This is a genomic window from Cupriavidus sp. GW823-FHT07A04, assembly GCF_058794615.1.
The window spans coordinates 280,316-301,667 of record NZ_JBXAHA010000011.1; the positions used below are offsets into that span (position 1 = coordinate 280,316).

General features: G+C 58.8%; 20 protein-coding genes. All 20 read right to left on the bottom strand.

Features of this window, described 5'->3' with window-relative positions; all coding sequences use genetic code 11:
- Positions 1-9: 9 nt before the first annotated feature.
- Complete coding sequence (locus AC1Q7Q_RS20835; protein WP_492387207.1) at positions 10-1,074, bottom strand: MraY family glycosyltransferase; 1,065 nt, start codon at positions 1,072-1,074, stop codon at positions 10-12.
- 243 nt (positions 1,075-1,317) lie between these two features.
- Positions 1,318-2,172, bottom strand: coding sequence for a glycosyltransferase family 2 protein (locus AC1Q7Q_RS20840; protein ID WP_492373279.1), 855 nt, complete (start codon positions 2,170-2,172; stop codon positions 1,318-1,320).
- A 63-nt stretch (positions 2,173-2,235) separates the two neighbouring features.
- Positions 2,236-3,159 carry a class I SAM-dependent methyltransferase gene (locus tag AC1Q7Q_RS20845; protein ID WP_492373278.1) on the bottom strand — a complete coding sequence of 308 codons (924 nt, stop codon included), beginning with the start codon at positions 3,157-3,159 and terminating at the stop codon, positions 2,236-2,238.
- 69 nt (positions 3,160-3,228) lie between these two features.
- Complete coding sequence (locus AC1Q7Q_RS20850) at positions 3,229-4,155, bottom strand: NAD-dependent epimerase/dehydratase family protein (protein WP_492373321.1); 927 nt, start codon at positions 4,153-4,155, stop codon at positions 3,229-3,231.
- Positions 4,156-4,219: 64 nt separating this feature from the next.
- The gene (locus AC1Q7Q_RS20855; protein ID WP_492373277.1) at positions 4,220-5,695 is read right to left on the bottom strand and encodes a glycosyltransferase family 4 protein; all 1,476 of its coding nucleotides are present in this window, start codon (positions 5,693-5,695) and stop codon (positions 4,220-4,222) included.
- Positions 5,696-5,726: 31 nt separating this feature from the next.
- Positions 5,727-6,719 carry a glycosyltransferase family 2 protein gene (locus tag AC1Q7Q_RS20860; protein ID WP_492373276.1) on the bottom strand — a complete coding sequence of 331 codons (993 nt, stop codon included), beginning with the start codon at positions 6,717-6,719 and terminating at the stop codon, positions 5,727-5,729.
- Positions 6,716-7,600 (bottom strand): alpha-1,2-fucosyltransferase, encoded by an 885-nt coding sequence (locus tag AC1Q7Q_RS20865; protein ID WP_492373275.1) that lies wholly within the window; start codon positions 7,598-7,600, stop codon positions 6,716-6,718. Before AC1Q7Q_RS20865 ends, AC1Q7Q_RS20860 begins: the two co-directional genes overlap by 4 nt.
- Before the next feature lie 57 nt (positions 7,601-7,657).
- Positions 7,658-8,668, bottom strand: coding sequence for a class I SAM-dependent methyltransferase (locus AC1Q7Q_RS20870; protein ID WP_492373274.1), 1,011 nt, complete (start codon positions 8,666-8,668; stop codon positions 7,658-7,660).
- Entirely contained in the window at positions 8,669-9,412 is a 744-nt protein-coding gene (locus AC1Q7Q_RS20875) for an FkbM family methyltransferase (protein WP_492373273.1), read from the bottom strand.
- A gap of 106 nt (positions 9,413-9,518) precedes the next feature.
- Positions 9,519-10,634: an acyltransferase family protein gene (locus tag AC1Q7Q_RS20880; RefSeq protein ID WP_492373272.1), complete on the bottom strand. Its 1,116-nt coding sequence runs from the start codon at positions 10,632-10,634 to the stop codon at positions 9,519-9,521.
- Positions 10,635-10,734: 100 nt separating this feature from the next.
- Entirely contained in the window at positions 10,735-12,051 is a 1,317-nt protein-coding gene (locus tag AC1Q7Q_RS20885; RefSeq protein ID WP_492373271.1) for an ABC transporter ATP-binding protein, read from the bottom strand.
- A gap of 3 nt (positions 12,052-12,054) precedes the next feature.
- Complete coding sequence (locus AC1Q7Q_RS20890) at positions 12,055-12,885, bottom strand: ABC transporter permease (RefSeq protein WP_492373270.1); 831 nt, start codon at positions 12,883-12,885, stop codon at positions 12,055-12,057.
- 78 nt (positions 12,886-12,963) lie between these two features.
- Positions 12,964-13,896, bottom strand: coding sequence for a GDP-L-fucose synthase (gene fcl, locus AC1Q7Q_RS20895; RefSeq protein WP_492373320.1), 933 nt, complete (start codon positions 13,894-13,896; stop codon positions 12,964-12,966).
- A gap of 10 nt (positions 13,897-13,906) precedes the next feature.
- Positions 13,907-15,037 (bottom strand): GDP-mannose 4,6-dehydratase, encoded by a 1,131-nt coding sequence (gene gmd, locus AC1Q7Q_RS20900; RefSeq protein ID WP_492373319.1) that lies wholly within the window; start codon positions 15,035-15,037, stop codon positions 13,907-13,909.
- Between the two features lie 16 nt (positions 15,038-15,053).
- On the bottom strand, positions 15,054-16,469 hold the full coding sequence (locus tag AC1Q7Q_RS20905; protein ID WP_492373269.1) for a mannose-1-phosphate guanylyltransferase/mannose-6-phosphate isomerase: 1,416 nt from the start codon (positions 16,467-16,469) through the stop codon (positions 15,054-15,056).
- Between the two features lie 171 nt (positions 16,470-16,640).
- The gene (locus AC1Q7Q_RS20910) at positions 16,641-17,819 is read right to left on the bottom strand and encodes a glycosyltransferase family 4 protein (RefSeq protein WP_492373268.1); all 1,179 of its coding nucleotides are present in this window, start codon (positions 17,817-17,819) and stop codon (positions 16,641-16,643) included.
- Positions 17,820-17,843: 24 nt separating this feature from the next.
- The gene (gene rfbC, locus AC1Q7Q_RS20915) at positions 17,844-18,395 is read right to left on the bottom strand and encodes a dTDP-4-dehydrorhamnose 3,5-epimerase (RefSeq protein ID WP_492373267.1); all 552 of its coding nucleotides are present in this window, start codon (positions 18,393-18,395) and stop codon (positions 17,844-17,846) included.
- 6 nt (positions 18,396-18,401) lie between these two features.
- Positions 18,402-19,280, bottom strand: coding sequence for a glucose-1-phosphate thymidylyltransferase RfbA (gene rfbA, locus AC1Q7Q_RS20920; RefSeq protein ID WP_492373266.1), 879 nt, complete (start codon positions 19,278-19,280; stop codon positions 18,402-18,404).
- Positions 19,281-19,290: 10 nt separating this feature from the next.
- On the bottom strand, positions 19,291-20,208 hold the full coding sequence (gene rfbD / locus AC1Q7Q_RS20925; protein WP_492373265.1) for a dTDP-4-dehydrorhamnose reductase: 918 nt from the start codon (positions 20,206-20,208) through the stop codon (positions 19,291-19,293).
- A complete protein-coding gene (gene rfbB, locus AC1Q7Q_RS20930) occupies positions 20,198-21,262 on the bottom strand; it encodes a dTDP-glucose 4,6-dehydratase (protein ID WP_492373264.1) in 1,065 nt (354 codons plus the stop codon). Before rfbB ends, rfbD begins: the two co-directional genes overlap by 11 nt.
- Between the last annotated feature and the right edge of the window lie 90 nt (positions 21,263-21,352).

The following is a 21,352-nucleotide window of genomic DNA, read 5'->3' on the forward strand; positions in this document are numbered from 1 at the left end:
GCCGGCCAGCTACCTGACACGCAGCCGCCGTGCCCAGCGGATGAACACCCAGGCGCGACGCATGACCAGCAGGTGAAGTCCGGTGAAGCACAGGAAAGCGACGAAGAGGATGGATTCCGGCACACCCAGTTTCCATGCAACCACGCCCACCAGGCCAAACAGGAAATTGCCGATAAGCAACGCCCAGACCGCCTGGTTGCTGCTCAAACCCAGGCGCAACAACACGTGGTGCAGATGGGTACGGTCAGCTGAAAGCGGGTTTTTCCCCTGGATCGCCCGCCGGAGCACGACCGCCAGCAGATCGACCAGGATCAGGCCTACCACCCAAAGCATGACCACGGGCGGGACGTTGCGACCGGGATTGTATTCGACCTGGGATAGTTCGACGGCAAACCAACTGATGGCGTACCCGAGCAACAAGCTCCCCGCGTCGCCCAGGAACACCAGCCGCCTGCGCAGCGGACTCGGCATATTGAACACCAGGAAACCGATAATTGCCCCACACAGCATCAGGCAGATCCGGAATCCCGTGAGATTCCCGATATCCCGCGCCAGCCAGGCAAACCAGCCAAACACGATCAGCGAAAGCCCGCCAGCGAGGCCATCCATGCCATCGGTCATGTTCATCGCGTTCACGACGGACAACACCGCCAGCAACGTGAGCGGGATTCCCCAATTGAAGAGAATCACGTCGCGCTTGCTCAGCAGGTCGCCGAGGGAATGCAGGAAGATCCCGCCCCAGGAGGTCATCAGGATGGCGGCGCAGAACTGAAACGCCAGCTTGGTCAGAGGCGAGACGCCTTTGAGGTCGTCAACGACGCCAACGACCGCAAGCAGCGTTAGACCGACGTACAGCGGCGTGTAATGGTCCGGGCCGCGAATGAACATCGTTGTCGATATCCACAGCGAGATCAGGATCGCGACGCCGCCAACGAGCGGCGTCGCGTCTTCATGACGCTTGCGCCCCCCCGGATGATCGAGCAAGCCCCCCTTCGTCGCGAGCGGGCGCAATACCAAAATCGCCCCTGCGCTCAACATGGCGGAGATCGCGGGAACCCAGAATAATTCAAACATAGGAAAGTTCGTGCGGAGACCCCTTCGGGCTCTTGTAGTTTTAGGAAGGCAAAAACGGACGACACGTCACCTTCTCGCGTCCGGACGCGGAACATTGCCCGACGCAGTTCCTGGCGGAGTTTATCAAATGGGGAGGCACTTCTGCGCCCAACTGGCATGCATGTTGTCATTGCGCGTCGGCCTTGCCGCAGGCAAGGAAGAGCGCGACCTGCGCCGCCGCGCCCTCCTCCCGCGGGACCAGCTTCAGCCTTGGTCCAGGCTTTGACGCAGGGTACGCACGACCTCGGCGGACGCTGTCTCGGACATGCGGACGAAATACAACTTGTCCGCGCGCGGCAGGGCGGCCAACAGGTCGACGGCCACGCGCGCTGCGGTCAAGCCGATCGCCCCGAACGCATAAGGCCATTGGCCACGCGCCAGGAAGCACTTAACCTGGGCCGCCAGAAGCGACCGCCGCGCCAGCAAGGTCTTGCGCAGGTCGAAGAAACCCTGCCGATAGCCCAGCAAGACATCGTCCAGGCAGGCGAATTGGCTCTCCGAATAGCTTCGCAGCAGGAGTTCCTGGTCTTCCGCCCGCCTGACTTCCGGAAACAGGTAGCGATGCCTGACAAACCAGTCGCGCCGCCCCATCCAGCCCGGATGCGGCAACGGTATGCCCCGCCACGGCCTGGCACACAGGGCTTCATGGGAGCCAGCAAATGGCAGCAGGCCCACGATATCGCCGTCGTTCCGAAAGACTACGGCCCGGCACCCGACCAGATCCACCTCCTCATGCGCGTTCAGAAACGCGACTTGCCTGGCCAGGCGCTCGGGAAAGCAGACATCGTCCGCATCCATCCGGGCAATGTAGCGCCCGCGCGTCAATTCGATGCCCTGGTTCAGGCGCTGGGCGAGTCCCAGCCTTCGGCCGTCCTGGACGACACGGATTCGCGAGTCGTCCAGGGCGAGCGCGACCCCCACGGTATTGTCGGTAGAACCATCGTCGAGCAGAAGCAGTTCAAAATCTGCAAAGGTCTGATTCAGCAGCGATCGCAGCGCAACGCCTAGGGTCTTTTCGGCATTCCAGGCCGGTAGCAGGATCGAGACTGATGGGGACATGCCTAATATTGTTAACAAAGCCAAAACAAAGCGAGCAGGCCGCCAACCCTCAAAGTGACCGCTTCAGCACAGCAAAGTAATCGAGGTCGTCCATACCCCACCATCGGCCATTCCGCTGAGCCGCTGAAAACGGACAGCAAGTTTAGCGTCGGCGGCATACTCTCGCATCAATTGTGCAGACCTATCGCTGCGATTGCCCGTATTGGGCGCCCAATCGCTGTCGGGATGCAGCGCGCCAAGATTCCAATGATGGATGAACGCACAGCCACCCAGCCTGAGGATGCGGCGGAACTCTCTTACATAGTCGCGGACCACCAGCTTGTCGAAATGCACCATGGCATCGAACGAGTAGATCAGGGTAACTGATTGGTCGGCAATCATGGGTAAGCTATTACCGTCTGTCACATCGTAGTAAAACGAACAACCATCGCGCTGCCGGCCAAAGCGCTTCCGGCACGCCTCGATACAGGTACTAATGACGTGGACGAGATGAATGGTGCGGGCCCTGCAACGCAGGAACTCCGTGTTACGGCCAAGCCCCGGAGCCAGTTCCAGGACGTGGTCAAAATCCAGGTCACGAGTGATCGGTTCGATCACTTTTTCCCACTGGCTGGCCATGTAAGGCTCGGCATCGTCGTAGTAGCCACCGGTCGTGTGCGTATCCCTGCACTGAATGATGGTCTTCCACCGCACGATGTCATTGACTACTGCGGTAAGGACCGGCACGGGATCCGTGCCAGTTTGCAGCTTGTCGAAATGCGCACTGAGCTGGTCATTGAGCTTTCGTCCGATCTCGAGCGCGAATACAGTGACCGCGTGGGCGCCGCGATTCAGTTCATGCGCTTGGATCCGCGCTACGGTTGTCGGCGGCAGTCTGCCGATGTGTTCCTGAGCCTTGTCCAGCCAGGCAAGTACGTCATCGTGGCGTGCCCGCTCAGGCAGATGTCTGGCCACTTTCCGGATGAATCGCTTCGCATATCCATGCATCACAGCTCCTTTTGACTAAGGATCGATGAAACGGAAGACGCGGCTATGTTGCGACCAGTGAAGAAAAGCCTATTGCATCTCCCTCAGGATGGATTCCCACATGGCTTCGAGACCGTCTGCAAAGTCCACTTTCGGCGCCCAACCCGAGCACGCGCTCAGCTTGGTGCAATCCAGCACATTTGCCGCCACGTCGAATCGGCGGGCCGCCTGAAACTTGATCTCCAGCGGCAGGCGCTGGCGCGCTGCCAATGGTGCGATCGCCTCCAGGACCTGAAGATTGCTGCGGCCGACACCGGATCCGACGTTGTAGACCTCACCCACGCCGCCCTGTTCCAGGACTGCCACGATGCCTTGCGCCACGTCCTGCACGTGGATGTAGTCGCGCACCGTGCCGGATTCCCCAAATACGGTGACATCGTTGCCTTTGATAATGGAACCCATCGCGGTCGCAATGAATCCCTGCCCGGTAAACGGCTTCTGCCCAACGCCATAGGCATTGGCAGGGCGGGCAATACTGACGGGCACACCATGCAGGCGATGAAACATCAGCGCATATTTCTCGATCGTCAGCTTGGTGATGCCGTAAGGAGAGGCCGGGTTGGTAAGGCTGGACTCGACAATCGGCAAACGATCGACCGGGCCATAGACCGTACCGCCCGACGAGACGATGACCATCTTGCGCAACTGCGAGTCGCGCGCCTCTTCCAGCAGCCCGACGGTTGGCGGCAAATTGGCCAGGATATCGAAAACCGGATCGGCATAACTGGTCTGCGGCACCGTTGCATAGGCAAGGTCCACGATCTCGTCCACCTGCGCCAACAAGCTGCGCAGCGTGGTATCCCCATGGCCGCCAACCACATAGTGCGCCGCCGCGGGAAACCCAGCCGGCGGCTCCGAGCGCCGGCCAAGCACGATCACCTCGCGCCCGGATGCAAGCAACTCCCGGACCAGCCATGTGCCAATAAAGCCGGCACCCCCAATGACACAACAAAGCATCTCTGTCCCACTCCGATGTCCAGGTACGCGCACGCCCCCGGAACGATTGCAATGCGATGGCGGCTTACGCGCGCATCGCGTCCGCTTCGCCGCCCGACTGCACCGCCTCGGGCGACATGTCGTTTTGTAAAATTGACTCGTAGCGCTCAGCGATGCGCGCCCAGGTGAACTGCGCTTGCCAGCGTGCGTGCGCCGTCTCGCCGAGCACCGCCAACCGTTGCCGGTCGGCCATCATCCGCTTCATCTCGCCTGCCAGGACCTCAGGATCCACGCGCGTATAGCCGCGCTCATCCTTGGGTGCCTGACAAATCACCCCACCCCCCGTCCAACGGGCAATTTCATCCGCGTTGCCCACCGGCACTGAGAGAAAAGGCGTCCCAGCCGCCGCCGTCTCAAAAAGCACTAGCGGCGAATACTCGATATTCGATGCGAAGACGAACAGGTCGGCGTTCTTGAATGCCTGCACCAGTTCCGGCCGTGCAAGATCCACTTTAAGCACTTGCTTATGGGGCTGCCGTGCCGCGCGCTCGGCCCAGAAGTGGATCGGATCAATCGATTTCCGCATGCGGCGAGGCAACAAATGTGCATGACCCGCCGCCTGAATCTTGCGTGCTGCGATCGCATGCACGCGGCTCTGCACGCCACGATAGCCTTCGCGCTGGACGACGCCCCAAAAACGCCAGCTGAGCCCGGCGACACGCCGCATGCGCCCATTCACATAGGTTGCGGCAGCCCGCAACCGCCCTGCCATCATTCTTGGCGCCTCCACCGCATGCCCGGCTTGCCCCGTTTCTGCGCCGGGGGAAGGCACGGTGCGCAGAACAACTGGCGCGGGCGGTGGGTTTCCGTTCAGCAGCAGGGTCACATTGCGCCCACCGGAGCGGAGCTTTGCAAATGCCTCCAGGACTTCCCGATGCCCTTTGACGCCAGTCATGCTGCCTACGGTCAGGAAGACAAAGCTATCCTCCGGGATGCCGTGGCGGCGACGGAATTCGGGATCCGTCGATACGCTAAATTCGGTCTCGCTGGCACCATTGGGCAAAATGCTACGATGCTCAAGCCCATGCTGGCGAGCGAAATCGATATCCCGATATCGCTCGGCGTAAAAGATCAGATGATCGAAACGCCGCAAGATGTCGGGCAGGTCGCGAAAGTACTGCTCGTAAGTTGGCTCGTACAGGCCCGAAAATCCACACGGGATAAAAACCTTGCGCACCCGGACTTCGTCAAGTACGGGCCACAGCGCGTCGAACGTCCACTGCTGCGCTGCCTTGATCAGAATGGCATCGCCATCGAACCCGGCGACGAATTCGCGATAGCGGTCCACCTCGCCTTCGATCCCGCGTACCGCGTTACCGCTCACGCCAAACTCGGCAATCCGCACGCCGTTATGTTCGGTGAAATCGCGCTCGGCCAGCCGCGTCGTCGCCACGGTGACCTCATGGCCGCGTTGCACCATGCGCTCGGCAAGCTGGCGCATCACTTCCTGAACCCCACCGATGCTGGGGAAATAGAACTCACAGCAGAAAAGTAAGCGCATAGCTGTTATTTGATCCCTGGCTAGTCAAATCTTAGCGAACCCAACTACGCACACGACGTGCCATCCCACGCACCGTGCGCATGATTGGCCGCGCCCACTCTGCGTTATGCCGGTGTATCAGATACTGATGCCGCAGGCTTTGCATGCGCGACTCCGCACGCGACATCACATCGGAGTCCGGATTCGTCGCGGCGATCTGCTTCCCTGCGGCAAGCACCGCGGCGCACATTTGCTCCAGGTTGGGGCGAGGCGAAAGCCGATGATGTGCCGAATGCGTGAGCGCAGCGGCGTCGCGCACCGCGATCGACGGCTCGCGTTGCCCGAGCACGCTCGCGATGTTCTCCGCGCAAAGCAATACCAGCCGTTCCACGAAAGGATTCGGGCCAGTGCGCGACATGCTAGCGGGCACCTCCCGGTACACCAGCAGACGTTCAGGCAGGTTCGCCACCCGGGCAGCCCTGGCCATCCGCGACCACAACTCGTAATCCTCTGGTGGCTGGCGGGCCGGATCGGTCGTGTAGCCGCCAATACCATCCACAACCGATTTGCGCATCATGACCGAGCTGTGCACAAAGGGGTTGTTGAAAAGCAACTCGAACTGCAGCGACGCGTGAGCGCTGGGATGATCGTGGGCGCGATCAGTCTGCTTGTCCCCGACCCAGATCTCTGCTGCGGTACCGAGCAGCCCATAGTCCGGATTCGACTCCAGGAACGCGACCTGCCGCGCAAAGCGTTCCGGATGCGAAAGATCATCCTGGTCCTGGCGGGCGATATATCGCCCGCGTGCGAGTGCGATGCCACGATTCAGCGTGGCCGCCAGCCCTGCATTGTCCTGATGGATCAGGCGGATGCGGGGATCCCGCAGGCCCTCGAGAATCTCGGCGGAGTTGTCCTTCGAGCCATCGTTGATCACGATGAGTTCGTAGTCAGTGAAGGTCTGGGCCAGCACGCTCTGCACCGCCTTGCCCACATCGGCCGCGCCGTTGTAGACGGGCAGCACCACACTAACGAGCGGTTTCGTCATAGCCGCACCCAGGTAGTGGGAATCAGATCCGTCGTGTCATGCGAGGCGCCACTGAACCAGCGTTGCGGCGCCACCACGATCTTGTCCTGGGAAGGGTTGAGCCACGCGCCCCACCAGCTGAACGAACTGTTGGCAATGATGTGATGGGCGCAGGCCTTCATCAGGGCCATGTCGCAAACGCCCCGGTCCGCACCGTTGACCTGTACCAGCGTGGTCGAGTACCCGATATCGAAGTTGGCCTGCACCCATTCGTGGTCGTCCGAAAACACGAAGAAATGCGGTGCCCCAACCCGTTGCGCGACATGCGTGACTGCGGCGCGATAGTAGTCGAGAGAGCATACTCCGTGGTACTGCGCGGTATGCGCATCCTTGACGTAATCGCCCCGCCGGATGTGCAGGGATACAGCATGGCCTGCCGCGCGCGCAATTTCGGCTGCCAACGCGGCGTTGGCGGCATCCAGCGGCGCCTTGAGCGCAAATTCCCCGCGCAAGATGTCCGCAATAGGCGCGAAGTAGCGTTGGCTCTGCCAGTATCCGTCAAGATAGGTCGGCGCAGCGGCCGACTCAATGCGCGCGTCGTATGTAAAGGACGCCTCGCGCAGCATATTCGCCGGGCGGCGCAAGCCTGCCTTGCGCAATGCGCGCTCCACCCATGTCGGCTCGTTTGCGACGACGCCAGCGGCGGACAGTTCTTCCGGCGAGGCAACCCTGGCTTTGATCGCCAGTTCGCCGAGTTCATACCGACGCAAGTCGTAGCGCTCGAAACCGCTGGCATCGAGAAGCAAGGGCACGCCCTGACGCTCGGCAAGTGCACGGCCGGTTGCGTACTGGAACATTTGGTTGCCCAGGCCGCCAATCAGTTTGGCGATGATCATAGACATAGAAAGATGTTGATATGCCTGACAGCGAGCTCAGCCGCCAAAGCGGTTTCTGGAAACTCAGGCCGCAACGGCCCGCGCGCCTGGAACCCGCTTGCGGGCTTCGACGAGATACCCAACCGTAAACTGTTCGATGAAACAGTCGTCCTCCATTTCGCTGAGCAACCTGGGCAGCCAGTCCATCATCAGATAGCTGCGCTCCGGCGTCATGCCTTCCTTGCATTGTTCAAGCGCACGGCCAACCCGGTGTATTTCCTGGGCCACATGACGCAACAACCCGCCCAGAGGTGCTGCCTTGATCTCGTCGCATCCGAAATTACCCAGATGGCGTTCGTAGAAATAGGCGGAGAAGCCTCCATAAAAATGGTAGGGTTCCTGATGGACGCCGCTTCCGAGCGGCGCAGTCAGCAGCAGTTTCCCGCCCGGCGCAGTGACACGCACCAATTCCTGGAGTGCGGCCACCGGATCCGGCACGTGCTCAAGCACTTCCGTGCATAAGACCACGTCAAAGCTCCCTGTTTCGACGGGAATATCGGTGATATCGCAAACATAATCAATGGCGCCGTAGTTCCATGTTTCCTGCAGGGGCCCTTCGCCACTTCCCTCATACTGGGCAAAATCCTGCGCCCTATACTCCGTGTGCTTGAACAATCCCTTGTAGCGGCATTGACCGGCTCCCGCATCCAGCACGCGGGCACCGGCCGGCACCTGCGCAGCCATCTTGGCCACCCACTCGTCCCGCCAATACGCGGAGAAATTGATCAGCTTGTCAATATCCGTGGGCGGGCTCGGCAAGTTCTGTGTATCTCCCAACAGGCTGCTGATGACTTGAACCGAGCCATTCGAATGGCTCTCAGCCAGCTGGGTCGCCAATGAGGTCGCGAGCGCCGACCGACCATTGACCAAGCGCGCCATCAAAGGCGCGACATCCTGCTCCGGCAGCTGTCCGCCCCGATTGATGGTGAGCGTCAGCGCCTTCGTCAAGACGCGCTGCAACAGCAGCAGCCCTTTCTGCTTGACCGTCGGTGCCCCGGTTGCCTGGTTCCCAGGCTGCAAATCATTCATCGACATTCAAACCCTCGCCCATCTCGCCCGATCGACGAAAATGGTATTGATATACGTATCCGCATAGACAAAATAGTCATTTGCAACCAAATACTCGCCAATCTCGGGCAACTTCTGCTCTTGCCGCGTCTCGCTAAACGTGATCGTCTCGACGCAGATAACAGCAGGCCTGTACCTGGCCAAGTCGAGCGTCTTGACGATCTCGAAATCCAGGCCTTCAACGTCCACGGTAAGGAAGTCGGGGGACGCACCGGAAAAATGCTGATCGATCACGGCATTGATGCTCATCACCGGAACTTCGATGACCGACTCGATATGGTGGACGCCCGTGCTTTCGTACCGCTTTGCCTCTGTTTCCGAGAAGGTATTGAGCGTGCGAGTCGACATGACATAGAAGGGCAATGCAGCCGCTTGCTGCTCCCCAATGCCCACGTTGAGGTTGACGTCGCCCGGCCGCTGTGTCGGAAACTCGGCAAACAGATCCGGATCTGGCTCCACATTCACGCCGCGACAGCCTTGTGCGTAAAAGAAGTTCGTGTTGCTCAATCGGGTTGGGTGATGGGCCCCGATGTCCAGATAGGTGGGCCGCTCGATCCCGATGGCACGGAAGACAAAATCTGCGATCACATCCTCGCCCGACTGGGCGAACGAATGCCGTCCGTCAGCTGGCAGCTGCGGCGCCTCCAGCAGCGGCTCAGCTAAGGGCTTCTCTTCCTGCAAGCCCCTCCAAATCCGTTTCAGCATATTCATCAATGGCATCGACACGAAACCTGGCGCCGCACTAGCGAAAACCATGCGCCAAAAATCACCAGTCGAGTTCCCTTAAAAATTACCTGCATTAATAACGAGTGCCGACTCAAGCCTCAATTCGACGCTGCCTGAATCTTTCAAGCGGCCGCCCTACCAAATATGCCAACCCAGCAGCAAGAGCTGCGGAGAAAACAACCGGCTTAAACCCATAAGAACCAAAATCGCCGCTACACATCGGCACCACGATCAAGTGACACAAATAAATCGGGTACGACAACTCCCCGATATATCTATCAATTTTGCAATCCCTGGTCGCAACAAAAACGAACGGGATTGAGATCGCCAACACCAACAAATAGATCGTTTGCGCAGTCTCAAATGGCCTGTAAAATCCAGCTCCTTTTGGCAACACCGGATAGACCAACGTCAACCCAATCATCACCGCAAGAAGAAACCATCCGACAAGACTTACCTCCCTCACAGAAAGGAACGCATACAATCGATAAACGAGAGCACCGATCAAAAACAATCCGAATTCAAAAGGCAGAAATCGGTAATTCCACGGATCCGAATCCAGCCCATTGATGTAGGCCAGATATCTCAACGAGAACGTCGCGATCACGAGCCCAAACAAAATCACGATACCTCGTCGAAACAAAAACGGTGCCAAACAATAAACCAACAACTCCAGCTCCAGCGACCAGGCCTGGGGCACAAATGAAAACTCAAAAAGGCGCGGCACATAAGAGCTGGCATGCATCGAGAACTCCATTACCCCATGCTGAATTGCCAGAAAAAATCCAGTCCCGATGCCTAGTATAAATAGATTATTGACCACAACAAACAGCCACGTTCCCGGATGAAAATTCGACCAACCGGATACGATCTTCTCAAGCACTCCCAGCGAGTGAAAGTATTGCGGCCAAATCACTCCAGCCATCGACACCAGGACTGCCAGCAGGAGAACGACCCAATAGATCGGAAATATCCTCAACAGCCGATTGCTATAAAAGAGAAAAGTCCCCCTGATATCCCTCGCATACTTCCGGTCCAATATCATAGCCATATAAAAGCCGGAAATCATGAAGAATCCCTGAACAGCGACCACGCCACCGGTCAGAGTAAGTCCAAAGAAACTTGACGAATGCTCAATGACAACCGCAATCGCCAACAAAAACCTCAAGAGCCCCATTTCCCATCGCTTCCCGAAAAACCAGAACATCCAAGACATCGGGAGCTAGGAGTAACTTCCTGGAGTCCCCCTCCTGACGAATTCGTGCGCCGCCCGATCAGTCACCGCGTCACGACAGCACACCCAGCATTCAAGCCTTCTGATAATCCCACTGCAGTCGCGGCCGCGACACACCAGGCAACCCACCGCCCCAACCATGTCGGCGCGGATCAGTGTTCTCCGGCTCGTAGATCTCAAACCGCAGAGCATTATATAAAGCAAAGTGCAGGGGATCCGGCATCTCGTAGCTGCTTAGCGCCGGCATGAGACTGAAACGCCCCACATTAAATTGAAAAGGTTCAATCTTGCAAATGGCCTGATATTCGCCGCACTCGTTGGGCGCTGTCGTCTCGGGAAATGAGATAAAGACGCGTCCCCCGCTCTCATCATAAAAATGGAAATTAGGCACAACCCTGAACGGCGCATCCCTGATGATTCTATAGCGCAAGACAATGCTGAAAGGCTTGTCAATGTTCAAATGAGCAGTGACCTTTCCATTCTCATCACGCAGCTCACCGCCAATACACTGCGCATATTCCGCACAATCAATCTGCGTTTCTGCATCTGCATCCGGGAATTCAAAGTATTCCTTATGCCAGGCGCGCTTCTCGGATTCCTCGGTGATGGTTCTCACATAGGCAGTCGCCGCATCCTCCACAGGTGTATACGACACAACCTGCCCATTCTTGAGGTAAAGGGCCTTTTCGCACATCGACTTGACCGCAGCCATGCTATGGCTCACGAACAGCACCGTGCGACCAGAACCGGTCAGCTCACGCATCCGGTCCATGCAGCGCTTCTGGAATGCCTGATCGCCGACCGACAGCACTTCATCGACAATCAGCACATCCGGATCCAGCCACGCCGAAACGGAGAAGGCCAGGCGCACGTACATACCGCTGGAGTAGTACTTCACGGGTGTGTCGATAAACTTCTCCACGCCGGAGAAATCCACGATCTGGTCGAACTTTCGCAGTGTCTCGGTCTTTGGCATACCGAGGATTGCACCGTTCAGAAAGATGTTCTCCCGTCCGGTCAACTCAGGGTGAAATCCCGTCCCCACTTCGAGGAGACTAGACACTTTGCCGCGGATCGCTACCTGACCTTTGGTGGGCTCCGTAATCCGGCTAAGAATCTTGAGAAGCGTGGACTTTCCGGCCCCGTTCCCGCCAATGACCGCCACCCGTTCGCCTTCCTTGATCTCAAAGGAGACGTCCCGCAGCGCCCAGAATTCCTCAACGGTTTTTGTCACCTCGTCATCAACCGCAATGCCGTGCGAATGTCCGAAAGGCAGGAACCTGGACATTTTTCGCCCAATCGCCTCGCGAATGGAGCGCGGCTCATTACCCGCCAGATGGTTAATGAGATACTTCTTTGATAGATTTTCTACCTTTACCGAGTACGTCATAATTTAGATCACATCCGCAAAGCTGGCCTCAGCCTTTCGAAAATATCGAACCCCAGTTATCAACAGAACCAGGCCGATTGCCGCAGAAATCAGGACGCTTGGCCAGAAAATCTGAATATCCGAGCCGAGTATGCACCAACGGAATCCATCAATAATTCCAACCAGCGGATTCAGGGAATACAACAGCCGCCATTTCTCTGGAATCAACGTGGACGAATAGCCTACCGGCGATACATAGATGCCCAGCTGCAAGAGAAACGGGATAAGGTGCCGGAAATCCCGATACCGGACATTGAGCGCGGCTGCCCAAAGCCCGAGACCAAATGAAAACATCGCGGCCAGCGCCGTAAAAAACGGCAGGAACAGGATGCGCCAATCCGGAAAGTGGTTGTACCAGAGCATCATCCCAACGAGCAGAATGCCGGAGATGAAGAAGTCAACCAAGCTCACCAGCAGCGTACTGCATGGCACGATAAGCCTTGGAAAGTAGACTTTTGACAGCAACTGCGAGTTAGTAACCAGGCTATTGCTGCAGTCGGTCAGCGCATTCGAAAAGAAATACCACGGCAACATTCCCGCAAATACGACCAGCGAATACGGCAATCCGCCCGAAGACAAGCCCGCGATCCGGCCAAACACGACCGTGAACACCAGCATTGTCAGCAGCGGCCGGATGAGAACCCAGCCGGCCCCTACCAAGGTCTGCTTATAGCGAACCAGGATGTCTCGCCAAGCCAGAAAATATAGCAATTCCCTGTGCTTGAAAAAATCAGACCAATAATCCTTGGCGGCCCGTCCATTAGCGAGGAGGGTCACATTTTCTGTCGTACTCATAAAACTTCACCGTTAGCAATTCGCCGGACTCCGGAGGTTGGCACTACAACTCGGAGGCATACGAGTATTGAATAGGCTCTACTTCGCGTAGTGCTCGACGAACCACTGATACGTCTCGGCAACACCGTCGCGCAGCGCGATCCGCGCCTTCCAGCCCAGTGCGCTCAGCCGGTCGACGTCCATCAATTTGCGCGGTGTACCGTCGGGCTTGCTCAGGTCTTGCACGATCTTGCCGCGGAAGCCGACCACTTCGCCAACGAGTTGCCCGAGTTCGCGGATTGTGACGTCCTCGCCAACTCCGACGTTGACAAACGCTTCATCTGAGTAGTTTTGCATCAGGAAGACAGCTGCGTCGCCGAGATCGTCCACATGCATGAACTCCCGACGCGGCGTGCCCGTACCCCACATCACAACTTCAGCATCCCCACGCTCCTTCGCTTCGTGGAACTTGCGCAGCAGCGCAGGCAGGACGTGCGAATTCTCCAGATTGAAGTTGTCGCCAGGCCCGTACAAGTTGGTCGGCATCAACGAGATTGCATCGAAGCCATACTGCTTGCGGTACGCTTGGCACATCTTGATGCCAGCAATCTTGGCGATGGCGTACCACTCGTTGGTGGGCTCAAGCTCGCCGGTCAACAGGCAGCTCTCAGGCATAGGCTGAGGCGCAAATTTCGGATAGATGCACGACGAGCCAAGGAACAGAAGCTTGCTCGCGCCATTTGACCAAGCAGCGTGAATGACGTTGGTCTGGATCGCAAGGTTGTCGCGAATGAACTCTGCAGGATAAAGATTGTTGGCTTGGATGCCACCCACCTTGGCCGCCGCGAGAAATACATACTCCGGGCGTTCCGCAGCGAAGAAGGCATCCACGGCCGCCTGATTCGTCAGATCCAGCTCGGTGTGGGTACGCAGCAGCAAGTTGTCGCACCCGATGGCTTGCAGGCGCCGCACAATGGCGGAGCCCGCAAGCCCGCGATGGCCAGCCACGTAGATCTTGGCATGCGGATTCATCATTGACTGCTCACTCGTGATAGTTGAATGCCTTGAACCCGGCCTCTGTGACGAGGCTGTCGCGCTTGGCAAGCTTGAAGTCTTCCTCGACCATTTCCCGGACCAGTTCAGCAAAAGTGGTGCGGGGCGTCCAGCCAAGTTTTTCGCGCGCCTTGGTGGGGTCTCCAAGCAGCGTTTCCACCTCGGCGGGGCGGAAGTAGCGCGGGTCGACCGAGACAATCTTCTGCCCAGGCACGACCTTCAGCCCGGCGCTTGCGGCCTCATCCTCGGCGACTGCCTCGACAACGCCGACTTCGTCGACGCCCTCGCCTTCGAAGCGAACCGTAATGCCGAGTTCGGCGGCCGCGGTGCGGACGAAATCGCGCACCGAGTACTGCACGCCTGTCGCGATGACGAAATCTTCGGGTTGCTCCTGCTGGAGCATAAGCCACTGCATCTCGACGTAGTCGCGGGCATGACCCCAGTCACGCAAACTATTGAGGTTGCCGAGATACAGGCAGTCTTGCAAGCCCAGTGCGATTCGGGAAATGGCGCGCGTGATCTTGCGCGTCACAAAGGTCTCGCCGCGCAGCGGTGACTCGTGATTGAAGAGAATGCCATTGCAGGCATAGATACCGTACGACTCGCGATAGTTGACCGTGATCCAGTAGCCATAAAGCTTGGCCACCGCATAGGGCGAACGTGGATAGAACGGTGTGGTCTCTTTCTGCGGGATCTCCTGCACCAGACCGTAGAGTTCGGATGTCGATGCCTGATAAAAGCGAGTCTTCTTTTCAAGCCCCAGGATGCGAATTGCCTCCAGCAGCCTCAGAGCACCCAGTGCATCGCCATTCGCCGTGTATTCCGGGCTCTCGAACGAAACCGCCACGTGGGACTGCGCGCCGAGGTTGTACAACTCGTCCGGCTGCACCTGCTGGATGATGCGGATCAGGTTGGTCGAGTCGGTCAGGTCGCCGTAGTGCAGGATGAAGTTCCGATGATCAACGTGCGGATCCTGATACAAATGATCGATCCGATCCGTATTGAACAACGAGGCACGGCGCTTGATGCCATGGACTTCGTACCCCTTTGCAAGCAGCAATTCCGCCAGATAGGCGCCATCCTGCCCTGTAATACCTGTAATAAGTGCGACCTTTTTCATTTTGCATTCATCCTGTTTAAATTCGGCCATAGGAATCTTCGAAGCGAACGATATCGTCTTCCTCGAGATAGTCCCCGCACTGTACTTCGATCATGACCAAGGGCAATTTCCCTGGATTTTCCAGACGATGACGATTGCCAGCAGGGATATAGGTCGATTCATTGGTGTTGATCAATACTTCCCGCTCGCCATTGACCACTTTGGCCATCCCGCTGACGACGATCCAATGCTCGCTGCGGTGATAGTGCATCTGCAGCGACAGCGAGGCCCCCGGCTTCACCTCAATACGCTTGATCTTGAAGCGCGGCCCGCCTTCGAGCACCGTGTAGGTTCCCCAAGGCCGATGCACCTTGCGATGTATCCTGCTCGCGTCGTGGCCCTGCAAATTCAGTTGCCGGACGATCTCCTTCACGTCCTGCGCGCGGCCCTTTTCCGCAATCAGCAAGGCGTCGGCGGTATCGACGACGATCAGGTCGCTCACCCCGACCAGTCCGACCAAGCGATCGTCGCTGCGGACGTAGCAATTTGCCGCGTCGTGCAGAAGCGCTTCCCCGACGACACAGTTGCCGCTGGCGTCGGCCGCGGCCAGATCGCTGATCGCATTCCACGAGCCGACATCGTTCCATCCGATATCGCAAGGCACGACCGCGACCGAGGCCGATTTCTCCATCAGTGCATAGTCGATAGAAATATTGGGGGCCAATTCGAACGTTTTGGCATCGAGAGTGACCTGCGAAAGCTTCTCTCCCTGCATCCGGGTTGAGTTTGCAAGGCACTCGCGGACGGACTGCAAAAGCTCGCCCGCGTGCTCCCCCAGCTGCGCGATGACCGTTCCCGCACGGAAACAGAAGATGCCCGCATTCCAGAAGTGACGGCCCGTGGCAACGTATTCGGTTGCCTTCTCCAGGGACGGCTTTTCCACGAATTGCTTGACCCGGAAGCCATCGGCCTCGATATAGCCGTAGCCAGTTTCAGGTCCGTCTGGATGAATACCCAGCGTCACCAGGTAGCCGCCATCGGCCAGACACCGCGCCTCGGCAATCGCCTCGGCGAATTTCGCCTGGTCCGCAATCAGGTGATCGGCGGCCAGAATCAGCAGGACGGCATCCTCGCCATGGCGCTCGGCCACATGAAGCGCCGCGGCCGCGATTGCCGGTGACGTATTTCGACTACACGGTTCGAGAATATATGACGTTGGAATACCGGCCTGATTGATGTCACGGTATTCATCCTCGGTCTTGAAGAATAATTCCCTATTCGTCACCGTGAGGACTTCCGCCACATCCGGCAATGCCGCCGCGCGCAGAAATGCCTTTTGCAGAAGGCTATGTTCGCCGGCGAGGCGAATGAAAGGCTTGGGATGCAGCTCCCGAGACACCGGCCATAGCCTTGTCCCCGCCCCTCCAGACAAAATAACTGGGATGAATGTCATTGAATTCGCCAAAACCGATGATGGTGCTGACCCAGCCTAAATAAGCCGAGAACAACGTTGTATTTTAACATATCGCATTGCAGTGAATAAAGGCGCACATTCCACACCTGCCTTACGATATTCAAAGTAGCGCGCCCAACGCACAGACTCCGCCACGGCATACCGGCCGGATTACGCAAACGACTGAACCACGCGCCGATAGTGCGCAATAACATTCCTTTCGTCGAAATCTGTTCTCATCTTTGCGCGACCAGCGGCGCCCATCCGGCGCCACGAAGCAGGATCCCGCTTGATCATGGCTTCCATCTTGTTGGCCAGGTCCTCAGCATCCCGATCGCGGCACAGGAAGCCGGTCTCGCCATCGTCGATGACATCGCGGCATCCAGGCACGGCCGTGGCGATCACCGGGCGCTCCATCGCACAAGCCTCCATGAGCGATCGCGGGACGCCCTCTCGATACGACGGCAGCACGACGCAATGCGCTGCCGCGATGGCGGGCCGGACATCGCTCACAGTCCCCAGGTAATCGATGACGCCTTCGGCCATCCAGGCGTTGATCTGGCTGTCCGGGATAGCACTTGGGCTCGCGCCACCGGCAGGCCCCAACAGCTCGCAGCGGACCTGCGAATGACGCGCTTTCAACGCACGCGCCGCGTCGACGTATTCGCCGATGCCTTTGTCCCATAGCAAGCGGGCGATCAGCAGGAAGCAAAAGTTTCCGGATACGGGCGCATCTGCATCCGGGGGCAGTGCGTAGAAGTCCAGGTCGACGCCTTCTCCCGGCAAGATCCTGCACTTGCCCGGATCGACCAATCCCTCGGAAACGAACGCGCTGCGATCCTCCTGATTGAGGAACCATACTTCACGGGAGAAGCGCAGCGCGATGCGATACAACACCTTGCTGACACGCGATACCACACCCGTGTTGATGAAAACGTAGCCAAGCCCGGTTGTGATGGCGATGGACCTGATACCCGCAAGCCGCGCCGCCAGCGAACCGTAAATGTTTGGCTTGATGGTGTAATGAAAGATCACGACGGGCCGAATCTTGCGATAGAGCGCATGCAACGAGGCGATCAGCCGTAGGTCCTGCAGGGGATTCCGGCCCTGCGCGGACATCTCCAGCGCGTGGAATATGCAGCCCATTGTCCGCAACGACGCCGCATCCTCGTCCTCTGGCGCTGCCACGTGGACCTCATAGCCGTCTTCGATCAATGCGGCAAGCACGCCCCTGCGGAACTGGTGCATGGACCATGCCGTATTGGCGCAGAAGAGGATCTTGCCGCGACTAGTCAGGCGAGCGCTCCCCCGAGGGGTCACTTCCTCGCCGAGGCCTTCAAGTATCCGCATACCTTCGCTTGTCACCGCCTCACCTCAGAACGGGTTCTCGGCATGACGCAATGCCGGTGCGCTCGCGTCTCGTGCGTGCAAAATCAGATTCTGCGTAGTCGGCCACGCGATGCCGATATCGGGGTCGTCCCATGCAATCGCGCACTCATGCAGCTGATCGTAGAAATCCGTCATCTTGTAGAGCACGTCGGCATACTCGGAGGTCACCATAAATCCATGCGCAAAGCCTTCTGGCACCCATAGCTGCCGCCGATTCTCGGCCGACAAGCTCACACCCACCCACTTCCCAAACGTCCGGGACTGCTTGCGGATATCGACTGCCACATCGAATACCTCGCCCGCCACGACGCGAACCAGCTTGCCTTGGGGGTGCCGGGTCTGGTAATGGAGGCCGCGCAGCACATTACGTACGGACCGGGAATGATTGTCCTGGACAAACTCCAGTTGCAGACCCGTTGCCTGTTCGAAGTCCCGCGCATTGAAGCTCTCGAAGAAGAAACCACGGGTGTCTTGCAGCACCTTGGGCTCGACAATGAGCACATCGGGCAGCGCAGTCTGGATGATGGTCAGCTTCATGGCAAGTTACCTGGGCCGATCCGTAAGAATGCGCCGGAGGTACTGGCCATATGAGTTCTTCGAGAGTGGCCGCGCCAGCTCCTCGACTTGCTCCGCACTAATCCATTTACTGCGAAACGCGATCTCCTCCGGGCAAGCCACCATCAGGCCCTGGCGATTTTGCACCGTCGCAATGAAACTGGCCGCCTCGAGCAGCGAGTCGTGCGTCCCTGTGTCGAGCCAGGCATAGCCGCGCCCGAGCACTTCCACATCGAGTTGCTGCATTTCCAGGTACCGCTTATTGACGTCGGTAATCTCCAGCTCGCCGCGCGCCGATGGCTGGATGTCGGCTGCAAGGTCGCATACTTGATTGTCGTAGAAGTACAGACCGGTCACGGCATAGTTGGAACGTGGCACCTCGGGCTTTTCTTCCAGCGACAACGCCCGGAACGCATCATCGAACTCCACCACACCGTACCGTTCGGGATCATGCACGTGGTAGGCGAAGATAGTGGCACCCTCGGTTTGCGCCGAGACTTGCTGCAGTTGCCGGATCAGCGCGTGGCCGTGAAAAATGTTGTCGCCCAGAATCAGTGCCGACGGACCATTGCCCACAAAGTCTCGGCCAATTATGAAAGCCTGCGCCAGGCCGTCCGGCGAAGGTTGCACCGCGTACTGGAGGTTCAGGCCCCACTTGCTGCCATCGCCGAGCATGTCAGCAAAGCGCGGGGTGTCTTCCGGTGTGGAGATCACCAAGATGTCACGGATCCCTGCCAGCATTAGCGTGGACAAGGGATAGTAGATCATCGGCTTGTCGTACACCGGCAGCAATTGCTTGGATACCGAGCGTGTGATTGGATAAAGCCGCGTGCCGGAACCGCCGGCCAGGATGATGCCTTTGCGCATGGTGCTGAGTTCAGGAAAGGATCTGGTCGAGCAGGAAATGCATGCCCTGCTGCCAATCCGGAAGATGGATGTCGAAGGTCTCGCGCAGTTTGCTGGTGTCCAGGCGCGAGTTCGCGGGCCGCGGCGCCGATAGTGGATACTCACTAGTCGGAATCGGGATGATGGCCGCTGGGTCCACCGTCAACTCTACGCCGAGCGATGCCGCATAGCGCAACACTTCAGTGGCGTAGGCGTGCCAGCTGGCCTCGCCGCCGGCGGCCAGGTGGTAGATGCCCGCGACGAAGGCCGCACGATCCCCCGCAAGCCAATAGCGCGCAACGATCTGCGCCGTCACGTCGGCAATCAGCGCGGCCGTGGTCGGTGCACCGAACTGGTCGGCTACCACGCGCAGGCTGCCGCGCTCGCGGCCGAGCTTAAGCATGGTTTTGGCGAAGTTGCCGCCATGGGTGCCCGCCACCCAGCTGGTGCGCAGCACCAGGGCGGTGGCGCCAGATGCGGCGATGGCCTGCTCCCCGGCCAGCTTGCTCTTGCCGTAGACAGATTGCGGGCCGACCGCATCCGATTCGACATATGGGCCAGCCTTGCGGCCGTCGAACACATAGTCGGTCGAGTAATGCACCAGCAGACTGTCCAGCGCCCTCGCCTCTTCAGCCAGCACACCTGCCGCCGTGCCGTTGACGGCAAACGCGATTTCGGCGTTGGTCTCGGCCTTGTCCACCGCCGTGTAGGCGGCAGGATTGACGATCACATCAGGCCGGTGCTGGCGGACCAGCCAGCGCAGTTCATCCGGGCGAGAGAGATCACAAGCGGCCCGGTCAAGCGCGATCACGTTGCCGAGCGGGGCCAGGCTGCGGCGCAGTTCGAACCCGATCTGGCCGTTGCTTCCTGTTACAAGAAGGGTAGGCGTACGGTGCGCCTTACGCGGCATATTGCTTCGCCACCCAGTTCCGGTATTCGCCGGACATCACATCCAGGACCCAAGCTTGATTATCCAGGTACCACCGGACCGTCTTGCGCATGCCGGTCTCGAACGTTTCTGCCGGCTTCCAGCCGAGTTCGCGCTCCAGCTTGCGGGCATCGATGGCATAGCGGCGGTCGTGTCCCGGGCGGTCCTTGACGAAGGTGATCTGGTCGCGGTACGAGCCAAGCGCCTTGGGACGCAACTCGTCGAGCAGGTCGCACAGGGTGTGGACCACGTCGAGATTGGTCTTCTCGTTCCAGCCGCCCACGTTGTACGTCTCGCCCACGCGGCCACGCGCCAGCACCTCGCGGATGGCGGCGCAGTGGTCGCCTACATACAGCCAGTCGCGCACGTTCAGCCCATCGCCATAGACCGGCAGCGGTTTGCCGCCGAGCGCGTTGGCGATGACCAACGGGATCAGCTTCTCGGGGAAGTGATAAGGGCCGTAGTTGTTGGAGCAGTTGGTGGTGACGACCGGCAAGCCGTAGGTGTGGTGGTAGGCCCGCACCAGATGGTCGGATGCCGCCTTCGAGGCCGAATAGGGGCTGTTGGGCGCATAGGCCGTGGTCTCGGAAAACTGCGGATCGTCCGCTTCGAGTGAACCGAACACCTCGTCGGTAGACACGTGCAGGAAGCGGAAGGCTGCCTTGGCTTGGTCATCAAGCGCGCCCCAATGAGCGCGTACGGCTTCCAGCAGCGTGAAGGTGCCGACGATATTGGTCTGGATGAATTCGCCCGGACCGTGAATGGAGCGGTCGACATGGCTCTCCGCGGCAAAATGCACCACGGCGCGCGGCTTGTAGGTCGCAAAGATCTGGTCCAGCGCCGTGCGATTGCAGATATCGGTCTGCGAGAAGACATGGCGTGCGTCGCCATCCAGCGAGGCAAGCGTCTTGCGGTTGCCGGCATAAGTGAGTTTGTCGACATTGACAATGCTGTCAGTGCCGTCTGCGCCAAACCAGTTCAACACAAAATTGGCGCCGATAAACCCCGCACCGCCAGTAACGAGAATGTGAGACAAAAGCTGTGCTCCCTGCCTATCGATATATTTCGAGAACCCGGCCAATGCCGAGCGCCCGCCTTGGTCCGTTGTGGGGACGGCGGGATCTTA